10 protein-coding genes and 1 tRNA gene are annotated in these 13,744 nt (G+C 45.9%); 8 read left to right on the plus strand and 3 right to left on the minus strand.

Annotated elements, in window-relative coordinates; translation table 11 throughout:
* Nucleotides 1–100 (plus strand): transposase (locus MOX91_RS03850; protein ID WP_370396961.1); only part of this gene is annotated, 100 nt, incomplete at its 5' end.
* A 111-nt stretch (nt 101–211) separates the two neighbouring features.
* On the opposite strand, the gene MOX91_RS03855 is transcribed toward MOX91_RS03850, so the two are convergent.
* Nucleotides 212–284 (minus strand) — tRNA-Lys (locus tag MOX91_RS03855).
* A gap of 222 nt (nt 285–506) precedes the next feature.
* Between MOX91_RS03855 and ffh the strand changes: the two genes are divergently transcribed.
* The 6 genes from ffh to MOX91_RS03885 all read left to right on the plus strand — a co-directional run bounded on the left by ffh (nt 507) and on the right by MOX91_RS03885 (nt 7,895).
* A complete protein-coding gene (ffh, locus tag MOX91_RS03860; RefSeq protein ID WP_370396761.1) occupies nt 507–1,823 on the plus strand; it encodes a signal recognition particle protein in 1,317 nt (438 codons plus the stop codon).
* A gap of 16 nt (nt 1,824–1,839) precedes the next feature.
* The gene (locus MOX91_RS03865; RefSeq protein ID WP_370396762.1) at nt 1,840–2,574 is read left to right on the plus strand and encodes a class I SAM-dependent methyltransferase; all 735 of its coding nucleotides are present in this window, start codon (nt 1,840–1,842) and stop codon (nt 2,572–2,574) included.
* 90 nt (nt 2,575–2,664) lie between these two features.
* The gene (locus MOX91_RS03870) at nt 2,665–5,406 is read left to right on the plus strand and encodes a M16 family metallopeptidase (protein ID WP_370396763.1); all 2,742 of its coding nucleotides are present in this window, start codon (nt 2,665–2,667) and stop codon (nt 5,404–5,406) included.
* Between the two features lie 285 nt (nt 5,407–5,691).
* Nucleotides 5,692–6,804, plus strand: a complete 1,113-nt coding sequence (locus tag MOX91_RS03875; protein WP_370396764.1) for a hypothetical protein — start codon at nt 5,692–5,694, stop codon at nt 6,802–6,804.
* A gap of 166 nt (nt 6,805–6,970) precedes the next feature.
* On the plus strand, nt 6,971–7,525 hold the full coding sequence (locus MOX91_RS03880) for a GNAT family N-acetyltransferase (protein WP_370396765.1): 555 nt from the start codon (nt 6,971–6,973) through the stop codon (nt 7,523–7,525).
* Between the two features lie 133 nt (nt 7,526–7,658).
* Nucleotides 7,659–7,895, plus strand: a complete 237-nt coding sequence (locus MOX91_RS03885) for a hypothetical protein (protein WP_370396766.1) — start codon at nt 7,659–7,661, stop codon at nt 7,893–7,895.
* Nucleotides 7,896–8,097: 202 nt separating this feature from the next.
* Here the strand turns inward: MOX91_RS03885 and MOX91_RS03890 are convergent, their stop codons facing one another.
* Nucleotides 8,098–8,577, minus strand: a complete 480-nt coding sequence (locus MOX91_RS03890; RefSeq protein ID WP_370396767.1) for a peptidylprolyl isomerase — start codon at nt 8,575–8,577, stop codon at nt 8,098–8,100.
* The gene (ilvB, locus tag MOX91_RS03895; RefSeq protein ID WP_370396768.1) at nt 8,574–10,415 is read right to left on the minus strand and encodes a biosynthetic-type acetolactate synthase large subunit; all 1,842 of its coding nucleotides are present in this window, start codon (nt 10,413–10,415) and stop codon (nt 8,574–8,576) included. The genes MOX91_RS03890 and ilvB overlap by 4 nt, the downstream gene beginning before the upstream one ends.
* Before the next feature lie 278 nt (nt 10,416–10,693).
* Here ilvB and MOX91_RS03900 point away from each other — a divergent pair, with 278 nt between their 5' ends.
* A complete protein-coding gene (locus MOX91_RS03900; protein ID WP_370396769.1) occupies nt 10,694–13,735 on the plus strand; it encodes a tetratricopeptide repeat protein in 3,042 nt (1,013 codons plus the stop codon).
* Nucleotides 13,736–13,744: the final 9 nt, after the last annotated feature.

A 13,744-nucleotide genomic window follows, 5' to 3' on the forward strand; every position in this document is an offset into this window, starting at 1 on the left:
CCATAGAAAAATGAAACTGATACAACGAATGGCTTATGGTTATCGAAACTTCCAAAATTACAGATTGAGGGTCTTGGTTCTATGCGGCGTCTTTCACTAAAATCCACTCTCTTTGGTGTTGACCCAAAATTCTTGATAACTTTGCAGAGAGATTTTTTACATACATAAAAAAACGGAGAACAAGAAAACTTGCGCTCCGTTTTTTTGTCAATACCCGGCCGGGGACTCGAACCCCGAACCAATTGATTAAGAGTCAACTGCTCTACCGATTGAGCTAGCCGGGCTTAACAAAAATATGAAAATCAACAGTACCTTTTTCTTTTATGTTTGCAAGCTTTTTTTCCAAAAAAAATTCACCATTTCTTATGTTTTTTTTGAAATTGCTTTATATTAGCAAGTTTTCGATATTTTTATTTTTTAAAAAAATGTGCTGATTTTTATTTTTTTTTGGAAACGCAAAATATTATTGCAGATGTTCGTTGTTTGGGGCATTTTGTATTTTAATTATGTTGGAGAATTTGACTGAAAGACTTACGAAGGCATTGCGCAATTTGCGCGGAGTGGGCAAGCTGAGCGAAGAAAACATGGCGGAAGCATTGGCGGAAGTGCGCCAGGCTTTGTTGGGCGCGGACGTCCACTTCAAGGTTGTCAGGGAATTTATTGAAAGGGTGAAGGCTGAAAGCGTCGGCAAGGAAGTTTTGCAGTCGGTGACTCCGGGTCAGCAGCTTGTAAAAATCATACACGATGAGCTTGTAAATCTTTTGGGCGGCGGAGCCACGGAGCTTTCGCCAATCCGCCCGCTTAAAATTCTGATGGTCGGCTTGCACGGCAGTGGCAAGACCACGACTTCCGCAAAGCTTGCCAAGCTTCTTAAAAAGCGCGGAATGAATCCGTGTTTGGTTGCGTGCGACGTTTATCGCCCCGCCGCGATTGACCAGTTGGAAGCTCTTGGCAGGCAGATTGATGTCAAGGTTTATTCAGACCGCGGTGAAAACAGCGCGGTGAAAATAGCAAAACGTTTTGAGCGTCAGGCTTCCGAAGATGGCTATGACGCGGTTATTTTCGACACTGCGGGCAGGCTTCAAATTGACGAGGGGCTGATCAAGGAAATTATCGACATCAAAGATTTGGTAAATCCCGCGGAAGTCTTTTTGGTTGCGGACTCCGCTTTGGGGCAGGAGGCTGTAAACGTCGCAAAGCATTTTAACGAGGCGGTCAGTATCACTGGTGTTGTGCTTACCAAACTTGACGGCGATGCGCGCGGCGGCGCGGCTCTTTCCATAAAGACGGTTTCGGGCGCGCCGATTAAGTTTGCGGGCGTTGGCGAAAAGCTTGACGACTTGGACGTTTTTCATCCCGACAGAATGGCGCAGAGAATTTTGGGCATGGGCGACGTCGTAAGCCTTGTCGAAAAGGCGCAGGAAGTCGTCGATGAAAAAGAGGCGATGCGCATGGCTGAAAAGCTCCGCAAGGCGGAGTTTGACCTCGAAGATTTTTTGTCGCAAATGCGCCAGATTAAAAAGCTCGGCTCTATGGGCTCTCTTTTAAAGATGATTCCCGGGCTTAGCGGGGTGCAAATCGGCGAGCGCGAGGAAAAGAAGATGAAGCAGACGGAAGCAATAATCCTTTCAATGACCCCGCAGGAAAGGCAAAATCCGAACATCTTGAACGCACGCAGAAGGCTTAGGATAGCCAAGGGTTCGGGCACCGAGGTCAGGGATGTAAATACGCTCATAAAGCAGTTCGAGCAGATGCGCAAAATCATGAAGATGATGAAGGGCGACGGCGCGAGGAAGATGATGCGCAACTTCCCGAAAATGTAGCCTGCTTTTTCGCAAAATGGATTCGCGGCACATTAAAGATTATTTCTCTCAAGACGGCGTTGTTTGCGACTATGCCCGCGCGGTTTTGAATGTCGGGCTGTGGGAGTCGGAGAAGATTGTGTTTGGGCGGTTTTTTAAGACGGGCGACAGGCTTTTGGAGCTTGGCTGCGGCGCGGGGCGGATAGCCCACAACATGTATGCGCTTGGCTACAAAAACATTGTCTCGACTGATTTTTCGGAAAACATGATTTCTGTCGCGAAAGCGATTTCCGAAGATTTCGGCTATGCCGTGGATTACCGCGTTGAAGATGCCACTTCGCTTTCGTTTGAAAGTTCATCTTTTAACGGGGCGATTTTCGGGTTTAACGGGCTGATGCAAATCCCGAAGCGCGGGCGCAGGCGCGTTGCGATGTCGGAAATTTTCAGGGTCTTGAAAAAAGAATCGTTTTTCGCATTTACGACACACGACAGGGAAGCTCCGCGCAACGCCAAGTACTGGGAACATGAGCGCGAAAAATGGAAGGACGGCACGCGCCATTTAAAACTCGACGAGTTTGGCGATATTTGTTACGAGAGCGAACATGGCGAGCTTTTCATACATTCGCCGACTTGTGCCGAAGTAGAAGAGGACATGTCTTCCTGCGGCTTCCAAAAAATATTTTCAAAAAAACGCTCAGAAATCGCCTGCGAGCCTCAATGTGTGAGGGAATTTTCCGATGAATGTATTTTTTGGGTTTATAAAAAAGTTTAAGTTATGAGTGCTTCAAAAAATTTTTTCTTTCTAAAAATCGGGATAGTCTTATCTCTTTGTTTTTCAAATTTTACATTGGCTGAAAGTAATATGAGCGAAGTTAAAAAAAATGGCGGCGCGCCTGAAATCAAGATGGATTCGCGCATTGTCCGCAGGGTTTTGCCGAACGGGTTTGAGATTGCGGTGATGAAGAATGCCGAGCCCCCCAAGAGGGTCTCGATGCGCCTTTTGCTAAGGCGCGGCTCTTCAACGGAAAAGAGCGGGCAGGAGGGCATCGCGCACTTTACAGAGCATATGGCGTTTAACGGCACTAAGCATTTCCCGAAAGGCGACATGGTGGAATATTTCCAGCGGCTTGGAATGGCGTTCGGCGCGGACACCAACGCCCACACTTCGTTCAACGAAACTGTCTATAAAATAGACATGCCCGACAATACCCAAAAAATGGTAGACGACGGCTTGAAGCTTTTGAGCGACTATGCGGGCGGAATGCTTTTTCCGGAAGATGAAATCGAGCGCGAAAGGGGAGTCATCATCGCGGAGAAAAAAGCCCGCGACAACGCGCGCTACCGCAGTTTTGTCGATTTCTTTTCGCATATTTTTAAAGGCACTCCGTATGAAAACAGAATGCCGATAGGCTTGGACGAAGTCATAAAAAACGCAAACCGCGAAACTTTTTTGGATTTTTACAAGTCGAATTACAGGCCCGAAAACATGACTCTCGTGGTTGTGGGCGACATTGACGAAAACGCAGTCATGGCGGAGGCCAAAAAGTATTTTGAAAATTTGAAAGCGGACGAAAACGCCGCTTCGAGCCTCCCGAATTTCCCCGACGCCGAAAATGCCGACGTTTACAGCGTTTTTGCCGACGCCGACTTAAACGAGTCGGGTGCGGGCGTCTATTTGGTCGCAAAGCCCCTGCATAAAGACGATTGCCTTGAAAAGCGCGTCTTAGACATTCAAATGGCGGCGATAAGCTGTGCCATGGACTTGCGCTTCAATTCAAAAAAATCGTCGAGCAATGCCAAGTTTATTTCGGCTTACGCCTATTTTTCGGACTTTGAAAACTACCGCGACATGTTTTCGATAGAGGCTTCCGCGAATGTCGGAAAATCGGGGGACGCTCTCGCGGAAGTTTTGAACATGTATGAAGGCGCGATTAAAAACGGCTTCGGCGATTGGGAAATTCAAAAGGCAAAGTCGGACATATTAAACACTCTTGAAAGCGCGGCAAAGTCCATGGGGACGAAGAACTCTGCTTCTGTTTCAAACAAGCTTGTGTCGGCCTTTTCGGACGGTGAAATCCCGACTTCCCCCGAACTCGACTTTGAAATCGCAAAATTCGCGCTGAAAGATTTTGACGCCCAAAAGGCAGAAGAACTTTTTGAAAGCTTCCGCAAAAGAAGCGTTCTTTTCGTCCGCGCAAGCGATGCGGAAAAATCGTCTTTGCCGCGGGATTTCGACGCATTTTTGTCTTCTTTAAAAAAAGAAAACAACTTTTATTCTCCGCTTTCCGGCGCGGAGCTTGTGTTTGACAACTTCGGCAAAAAAGGCGAAATCGTTTCGGAAAAAAACGATATTTTGGGAATAAAGGAAATTGCCTTTAAAAACGGGGTCAGGGCGAATTTGAAGGTTACGGACTTCACTAAGGACGAAGTTGTCATAAACGTGGCTTTCGGTGCAGGTCGATACGACATCCCAAAAGAAAATCCCAAGCTTTTGTATGCCTTGAACGCCTTTATTTTGGGCGGGACAAAGTATCAAAGCTACGATCTTATAAATGTCGCGAAATCCGACAAGAACATAAACATTGTGTTGGTGGCGGAAGACGACTGTTTCATGCTGAAATGCCGCACGAACACAAAGCATTTGCGCGAGGCTCTCGCCCTTGTCGCGACCTACATAAATGCGCCCGCTTTTTCGGACGATGCCCTAAACGTGATAAAAAAGAAAATCGACGAAACTTACCGCATGCTTGAAACCAATCCCGACGCCGTTGAGGCGTTGAAGCTCGAAGACTGGCTTTACGCGCAAAACCATATGTTTAAGTTTCCAAGCAAGGAGGAAATGCAAAGTATTTCTATGCGCGAAATTAAAGAGTGGTTGTTGCCGATTTTGAAAAATTCGTACATGGAAGTTTCAATCGCGGGAGATTTCGACGAGAAAAGCGCGACAGGCTGGCTTTCCGACTACTTCGGTTCAATGCCTGAGAGGGCGCAGTCCCGCCCCGATTATTCGGCTTTCAGAAATTTGAAATTCACCGATGAGCGCGAAAAAACTTTTGAAGTTGCAAGTGTAAAAGACGCGCGTTCAACCGCAATAAAAATTTGGAGAACCTGCGGCAGGGGCGATTTGAAGAAGATGAGGGCTGCCACGATTTTGGGGGCGGTCTTAAACGATTCAATCCGCAAAAACGTGAGGGAAAAGGAAGGCAAGGTTTACAGCCCCTTTGCCTACAATCTCTCAAAGCAGGGTTTTGACAGCGGGCTTTTGTTCGCCGAAACCGACGTGGCTCCCGAATACAACGGCGACGTTGTCTCTCTAATGGAAAAGTCCGCAAAAGACGTTTCGGAAAACATAACGGAAGACGAATTTGAAAGGGCGAAGCTTCCTGTTTTGAAGCAGATAGAAAAAACGCGCCGCACCAATTCATACTGGGCGGACAGGGCGATGCCTCTTTTCCAGTCCGACAAGTTAAGGCGCGAAACTGCCGCCACTTTTGAGAGCGGATATTCGGACGTTTCTTTGGAAGATGTCAAAAAAGCGGCGTCGGAATTTTTGAAAGGCAGGACGGGCTACACTGTAAAAATCATTCCGCAAAAAAGAGATTAAAAAAAAGCTTTACAAGCATCAAAAAAAGTGGATTATTTCATAGCTTTAAAAACAACGAAAATCTATTAAACGATATGGGAAACCTTAAGAAAAAACGCAGACTGAAGATGAATAAGCACAAGCGCAGCAAGCGCTCAAAATCCAATCGCCATAAAAAGCGCACATGGGCTTGCTAACATCCACGCTTTTTTAGTGCGGATTTTGTGCCCGAATTTTTGGTTGACCCGTGTGCGGGATTTTTCTTCGCATGCGGGTTTTTTATTCTTAACTTGAAAAGCTTTTTATATGAGGGGAATTTCTTTTTTTTCATTCGCGATTTTCTTTGCAACGCTTTTGTGTGCAAATGCGCAGACTTACGAGGTCAAGGTTAAAACTCTTGCCGACAAGACAACCTTTCCCGTGGCGTCTTTCATAATGGAGGCTGGCAGTCCGCAGATGAAGGGTTTTGAAGGCTCAATCCGCGCGGTAGGCTTCGGCGGAGAGGGCATTAAGCCCGTAAAAATTTTGGAGCGCGAAATCAGGGAAAAGCTCACTCTTGAAATGAAAGAGGAGCTTTCATTGAAAGACTGGGAGAAGCTTGACAACGAGCTTGAAAAACTTGAGCGCGAACTCGAAAAGCGCGAAAGAATGATGTCAAGGGCGGGAAATTCTTATGCTTTATCCGTGGGTCAAAACGGAAAAAAAGCCAAGAACTCCGCGCAGTCAAAAACACCGCGCAAGAAACAGCCGTCCGCCGCCCAAGCCGACGCGTCTTCTGCAAGCCTTGAAAACTACAAGCATCAGGAGGCGTACCAGAAGGCAAAAGCAAAATACGACGCGTTTAAGGCTTCCTACGACAAGGCAAAGCGCACGCGCAGCGTCTTGAAAGAAATGGTTTCTGAAATCGACGAGGAAATAAAAGAAAGATACCAAAAACTGATTGAAACCCCCGTCATTGCCGATGGAACTTATCCCTATGGCACGTTCTGCGCAATCGAAATAAAAAAAGTCTCCGACAACGCTGTGAATTTCGATTTTGAATACGCAATATCGCGCATTTTGGGCTGGATGGAAGGCGAAGGCACAAACAACAACAATTTGATGAATAATTCCCTCGATATAGAATATATCGAAATGCCGAAGAAAACAAATGTCACGGCGGAGCTTGGCAAGCAATACTGTTTCCAAATAGCCCGCCCCGAAAAAACTTTCGGCTCTCTCGACGAAGCCAAGAGCAAAACCTCAATTTTTTCTGATTCAGGCAAGGCGGAGGCTTCCGTTGACGAAGAGGAAGCTCGCGCAAAAGAGCTTGCAAATCCATTGAACGCCCATGGCGACTATAATCAAATACGCGCCAAATTTAAGGGCAAGGAAAAGAGGGTAGTGAGAGTTCTCGTTACGATAACAAAACGAAATTAGCATTTTTTCAGGCATTTTTTTTAAACCGCAAGAAATTGCGGTTTTTTTGTTTGATTTTAGCGTGGCTGCAAAGTCTTTGGGGGGGGGGCAAATAATTCAGACGCGATTTTGGGATTTACTTTGAGACAGTTATGGTAAAACTTAAATTGTCATAATTTGAAATCCTATGGTAGCCATCCGAAACGCAACAATGGAAGACGCGGAGAGGCTCTTGGAAATTTACGGTTATTATGTGGATAATACCGCAATAACCTTTGAGTTCCCCGCGCCGACTCTTGACGAATTTAAGGTGCGAATGGAAAAAACAATGTCGCGCTATCCTTTTTTGGTCATTTTAAATAATGGAAAAATCGAAGGGTACGCTCATGCAGGGCCGTTTGTGGGCAGGGCGGCTTACGCCTGGTCTTGCGAGCTTACCGTATATATTGCCCCAAAGGCGAGAAAGTGCGGATTTGGCAGAAAAATCTACGGAGCATTGGAAGAAGCCTTGCAAAAGATGGGAATTTTAAACCTCTATGCTTGCATTGGATACCCCGATAAAAATGACGAATATCTCACGACAAACAGCGCGGATTTTCATGCCCATCTCGGTTTCAAGACTGTCGGTAGATTTTACAAGTGTGGGCGCAAGTTCGGACGCTGGTATCATATGATTTGGATGGAAAAAATTATCGGCAGGCATCGCAACAACGCTGAGGTAAATTTTAAATCCACACTCTGAATGCCATTGCGGAGCAGTTGTATTTATTCGGTGGGCGGAAGGTTGAATTTTATTTGCAAAAAATCAGGTGCTTTTTTTGATAAAACACAAAATGTTTTGAATTTGTTTTAAACCAATTACAAGGAAGCAATTTATGATAAAGGCAAGAATCAATGGAGAAAATATCGTTTTACCAACTGATTTAGAAGAATGGCGCAATGAAGGTATTTCTGAAATATCTGATGGCATGTTATATCTTGTAAGAAAATACGAGGAAATTGCGAATAAGAATACAGAAGAATCTGAAATAATAGGTCGGCGTTATAAATTTTTAAGCATTCCATCTTCACATCATCATAGACGTCTTCTAAGTAAATATAAAAAAGATTAGTATCTTCAATTTCTGTTCATTGCCTTCAATTCACGGTTTGGCCGGTTGAGGGATTTCTCGTTTATAATGGCGGCATTACCATCGAATATTGAAAGCCTATCGAATGCCGCGTTAAAAAGCTTGTCCATTATTTATTTTTTAAGTTTCGCGTTTTTTTCGAAGCGGACAAAAAAAATCCCGAAATAAATCGGGATTTTCAATTTTATTCTTCTTCCAAAATTTCTGCCTTTATGATTTTTTGGTCTTCGGTCGGCTTATCCATAAAGCCTGTTCGGCAGTTTTCTATTTTTTCGACAGCGTCATATCCTTCGACAACTTCGCCGAAAATCGTATGGTGGTTGTTAAGCCACGGGGTTTCAACCGTGGTTATGAAAAACTGGCTTCCGTTTGTATTGGGGCCTGCATTTGCCATGGCGAGCAAGCCTTTGCGGTCGAATTTGAGATTTGGCGAAAATTCATCCTTGAACGGCTTGCCCCAAATTGATTCTCCGCCGCGCCCCGTTCCGGTCGGGTCGCCGCCTTGAATCATAAATTCGCGTATTACGCGGTGGAAAATCAACCCGTCGTAGTAGCCGTTTTTTATGTGTGTTATGAAGTTTTCGCAAGTTTTGGGCGCATCATTGTTAAAGAGCTTTATTTTGATGTCGCCGTGCCTTGTTTTTAGAATTGCGTATGTTGTCATTTTTGTGCGAATGGTTTGATTGTTGATTTCGGGTCGTATGCGCGCGGGCATTTGCCGCAGGTCACACAGTCAACTATTATGTCGTGTGCGGACTTGCCCGGCGGAATGAACGGCAAAACGTGTTCATCGTGCGGAATGACGACTTCAAGCAGATAGGGTTCCTTTGAGTCGAGCATTTCAAGCAGGGCGTCTTTTAATTCGTCTTTATTTACTACCCTGCGGGCTTTCCAGCCGTAGCCTTCTGCAATCTTTATGTAGTTCGGGTAAATATCGTTCGGATTTGCGGGACCGGCGATATTTTGCGGATTTATGGAAAGGTTTGTGTTGGCGTGGTTGCCGCCGTAGAACATATCCTGCCACTGCATGACCATTCCGAGGAATTGGTTGTTTAGCATCATTACTTTTACGGGGATTTTTTCCATCACAGCAGTTGCCATTTCCTGAATGTTCATTTGGAAAGAGCCGTCGCCGTCGATGTCGATGACTTCGCGTTCGGGATTGGCGACTTTTACACCGAGCGCGGACGGCAGTCCAAAGCCCATCGTGCCCGCGCCGAGGGAGCTTATGAACTGGCGCGGCTTCGTAAATATATATTGCTGGGGAGTCCACATTTGGTGCTGTCCGACGCCCGTCGTGATAATAGGCTCTCTGTCTTTTGCGACTTCGTAGAGAGCCTTGATTGCCGCGGGCCCCGTTATGAATTTTTCGCGTTCGGGAGTTGCGAACGGGTAGGGATGCTCCGATTTCCAACGTATGATTTGGCAAATCCAGTCTTGCAAGTCCGGCTTTTTGAAAGATTTGTCCTTCGCTTTTTTGACAAGGAGTTCAAGGGCGTTTTTGGCGTCCGAATTTATGCCGAGCGCAACATTCACATTCTTGCCGTGTTCTGCGGGGTCGATGTCGATATGAACGATTTTAGCGCCTGTTGCGAATTTGGAAACGACGCCTGTGATGCGGTCGTCAAACCTCGCGCCTATCGTTATCAAAAGGTCGGAGTTGCAAACGGCGGAATTGCCGGCGTACGTTCCGTGCATTCCGAACCAGTAGAGGTTTTTGTTTTCGAGCGGATTGGCGCAGCCCAAGCCCATGAGCGTCGCCGCCACGGGTATGCCCGTTATTTCAGAAAACTCGTTTAAAAGCTCCGCCGCTCCCGCAGATACAACGCCTCCGCCCGCGTAGATTACGGGCTGTTTTGAATTTTCAATCATGGAAACGAGCGCGTCGATTTCATCTTCGTTGGTTTCTGGAACTTTTTTCAGCCCCGGCAGATCCGCTTCAACGTCAAAATCAGGTTCTATTTGCGCAAGCTGGACGTCTTTTGGTATGTCAATCAAGACGGGCCCCGGGCGACCCGTGGATGCGACAATGAACGCTTCCTTTATTATCCTTGTCAAGTCGTTGGGGTCTAAAACCAGATAGCTGTGCTTTACAATGGGCAAAGTCATTCCGAAAACATCCGTTTCCTGAAACGCGGACTTGCCGATGAAAGTCTGAAAAACCTGCCCGGTCAAAATGACCATGGGAACGGAGTCCATGTAGGCGTCGGCGATTGCGGTCAGGACGTTTGTTGCGCCGGGTCCCGATGTTGTCATGCACACGCCCACTTTACCTGTTGTTCTGGCGTAGCCTTGCGCCATGAAACCGCAGCTTTGCTCGTGGCGCGGGAGAATTGTTCTTATTTTCTTTGATTTTGAAAAGGCGTCATGCAAGTCTATCGACTGACCTCCGGGGTAGGCAAACACCACTTCGACCCCTTGCTTTTCAAGAGATTTAACAATGATGTCCGATCCCCTCATTTTTGCTTTCGGGGCTTTTTCTGATTCGATTTTATTGCTCATAATTATTATTTGAAAAGTTTTAATCATAGCCAAATGCTTTCTTACTTCAATCAAAAAAGTTTCAAAATATTTAAAAAAAAGCTTGGAAAGCGTCTGTTTTTTGTGTTAATTTTATTAAAAAGTTAGAAAGCTGTTATTGCACAAATGAAGTTTTGCTTTGTTTGGGTCGTAATTGCTTTTATAAAACAATCTTTTTTTGCAAAGGCATTGAAATTCTTTGTTTTTGCCACGCCCATTTTCAAAAATAAAATAAAAAAATCACGAACATGCACGCAAAGTTGAATAAATTATTGATGGTTTCCGCGTTTGCCGCCATTTCAATGTCGCCTTTTGTCATTCAGGCGCAGTCCCTTTCGGAAAAGGGCGTTAGCGAGTTGCGCGACGAGGCCAACAAATTTATAGAAGACCAGCAATTTTTGATGGCCCGCCCGATTTTGGAAGAATTGGTCAGGCGTTTTTCAGAAATGGACGACAAATCATTGTTGCAAGACTTTTATTTCTTTTTGGGCTATTCTTATGTCCAGGAATATCAGGGAATGACGAGCGCAACCTATCTTGAAAGTGCAATTCCTTACTTTGACAAGCTTTTGAAAGAATTTCCGGGCGGCGAGCGCGCGGCAACCGCGATAGAGCTTAAAGCGAACTGCCTGCGTGGTTTGGGAAAGTTCAGCGAAGAAGCCGAAACCTGGGGTATGAAATTGGAGTCTCCGTATGTCGAAAAGCTGAACAATTCCGAACGCTACGCCATATTGAAGCGCATTGCGCAGTCTTATTACAATATGAAAGACTGGGAAAAGGGCGAAGAATGGTTTAAGAAGATGTATTCTTCGCCATTTGCCAACAAGGAAGACAAAACTTATGCCGCGGTTGCCTTAATCAGGGGCTATTTGGCGCAGGAAAAATTTGAGGAGGCGAAAAATTATTTTTCAATGCTGACAAACAAGGTTCCCGCGAGGTACGACTTGGCTTTGTCCGTCGATTTTATGACTGCGGGCGACAAGCTTGTGGGCGAAGAAAAATACGCCTTGGCGGCATTGTGCTATACGTTTGTTCTTACCAAAGACCAGATTTTGGAATATTTTAACGATTACAAGGATAAGATTGACCGCAAAATCGCTTCCTTGAAGAACATGAACAGCAAGCATCCCGATATACCTGCCCTTGAAATCAAGCAGAAGTATGCCGAGGCAAACATAAAGGGGATTTCTTCTATTCCCGACTACCGTTCCCAGTTCTTGGCGAGAAAGGCGCGCAACTTCTTCCTCACAAAGCGCAATTACGAATCTTTTTGGGCGTACCGCCAGCTGATTGACGCCTATCCCGACGACAAAATGATTGAGGACTATTTTTTCGCCGCTTTCGTTTGTGCCCGCCAAATCGGCAAGGAAAGCCAAATCGACGCTTTGGGCAATGAATACCGCGAAAAGTGCGCAGATAGCAAATTTGAGGGCAAGTATTTGAAAGACATCAACTTGCAGTATGCTCTTTTCCTTTTGGATAAGGGTAAAACCGATGTCGAAAAGCGTGAAAAATTCTTTACAATCGCAAAGGAATCCTTGAAAAACGAACCCGACGGCGACGCTTCGGGGGAATATATGTTCCTTATGGGCAGGGAATGGCTGAACAGTGGCGAACATACTGCTCTTCGCAAGTACATGTCGGAATTTATCGAAAAAAATCCCGACGCCACTCCCGTTGACGGCGCGCTTTACTGGCAGATGCTTTCGCATCTCACCAAGTTTGAATATTCCGACGCTTTCAAGCTTGCAAGCAAACTCGTGGAAAACTATCCCGACAGCATTTACATCGAAGACGCAACGTTCCGCAGGGCAATCGCGATTTTCGGCGACGGGCAGATTTCGGATGCGGCGAAATACTTTAATGAATTTATCGAAAACTTTGAGGCTTCCGGCAGCAAGCTGATAGGCGAAGCGCGCCTGTTCTTGGGCGATATCGCCTTTATGGAGCAGGATTACGAAAAGTCTTATGAGGAATACATGAAAGTTCCCGACTGCGCCGACGTAAGCCAAAAGACAATAGACGCGGCGTTCTTCCAATGCTCCGGAATGCTTGAAGCGGCGGAAAAATTCGACAAGCAGTCGGAAGTTTTGATTCGCTACTTGAAAGAGTATCCCGAAGGCAATTTGCCCATGGCTTATTACCTGCTTGCCCAGCCTTTGTTTAAGCAGGGTAGGTCGGCAGACGCAGTGTCGGGTTATATGGATTCTTTGAAAAAGTTTGGCGGAGACTCGAAAAACGACTCCATCGACAAAATTATTTCATCCTATCCGCAATTCTATTCGGACGCGAAAATCCAGCTCGACGCTACAACAGACTTTTTGCAGAAGCTCGTTTCAGACCGCAAGTTCTTTGAAATGTTTGTAAACGACCCCGCAAAACGCTACCAGTACACCCTGAAATTCCCCGATGTAAATCCGCTCGTTTACGCAAAATTCAAAATCAAGATGGGCGAAAAGAAAGCGGAATTCGACAAGGAAGTTTTGGTTGAAAACAAGCCGATTGTGGAGCTTTTGAACCTCTACAAGTCTCAGCAGGCGAAATTCCCGAAAATCACTCCCGAAAACTTCTTCAACTCTTTGCTTAACGAAGCCAAGTCTAAGGGCGACAAGGTCTTGCAGCATAGAATGGAAATGGCACTTGACGAAATCGGCAAGCTTAAAGAACGTCCGCAGATGTTCAGCGAAGAAGACTTTAAGGGAATGCCGTTCAAAGTCGTAATCTGGATGGGCAAGTGCAACGAAAAATACAGCTTGGATTCTGCAAGAAGCGCGTTGCAATATGTTGTCGATTCGGATTCCGACTACCGCTTGGAGGCGTTGATTGCCTTGGCGGAGCTTGAAGCGCGCAACAGCAACTACGAAGTCGCAAATTCACTATTTAAGAAAGTTGAAGAAGAATTCCCGCTTGACGAAAAGGCTACTTACGCCGCGATAAGGCAGGGCGAGATGTTCCAAAAAATGGGCAAGATTGACGAGGCGAGAAACAAGTTTAACGACATTTTGCGTACTCCCGCTTGGAGAGGTCCCGCGCATGCCGAAGCTCTTTTAAAGCTTGGCAAACTTGAAGAGGAGCAAAATAACCGCAAGCAGGCTTTGGCATACTACACAAATTGCGCCGCGGGTTTTGCAAGCTGTCTTGATTTGGCGGGCGAGGCTACTCTTCTTGGCGCAAAGCTTGCAATGAGCATGGGCGAAGTCGAATCTGCAAAGGAGTTCCTCGATCCTTTCCTTGAGGATCCGACAAACAAGGATTCCAAGTTCTATAAAGAAATAGAAGACTATCGAAGCTCGATAAAGTAAAATCATTTA

Source organism: Intestinicryptomonas porci (assembly GCF_033971905.1).
In the GTDB taxonomy this organism is placed as follows: domain Bacteria; phylum Verrucomicrobiota; class Verrucomicrobiia; order Opitutales; family Intestinicryptomonadaceae; genus Intestinicryptomonas; species Intestinicryptomonas porci.

Excerpts from the sequence above, each read along its gene's own strand:
- MOX91_RS03880 (WP_370396765.1), top strand. The coding sequence starts at position 6,971 with ATGGTAGCCATCCGAAACGCAACAATGGAAGACGCGGAGAGGCTCTTG.
- ilvB (WP_370396768.1), bottom strand. The coding sequence starts at position 10,415 with ATGAGCAATAAAATCGAATCAGAAAAAGCCCCGAAAGCAAAAATGAGG.
- MOX91_RS03865 (WP_370396762.1), top strand. The coding sequence starts at position 1,840 with ATGGATTCGCGGCACATTAAAGATTATTTCTCTCAAGACGGCGTTGTT.
- MOX91_RS03870 (WP_370396763.1), top strand. The coding sequence starts at position 2,665 with ATGAGCGAAGTTAAAAAAAATGGCGGCGCGCCTGAAATCAAGATGGAT.
- ffh (WP_370396761.1), top strand. The coding sequence starts at position 507 with ATGTTGGAGAATTTGACTGAAAGACTTACGAAGGCATTGCGCAATTTG.
- MOX91_RS03875 (WP_370396764.1), top strand. The coding sequence starts at position 5,692 with ATGAGGGGAATTTCTTTTTTTTCATTCGCGATTTTCTTTGCAACGCTT.
- MOX91_RS03890 (WP_370396767.1), bottom strand. The coding sequence starts at position 8,577 with ATGACAACATACGCAATTCTAAAAACAAGGCACGGCGACATCAAAATA.
- MOX91_RS03885 (WP_370396766.1), top strand. The coding sequence starts at position 7,659 with ATGATAAAGGCAAGAATCAATGGAGAAAATATCGTTTTACCAACTGAT.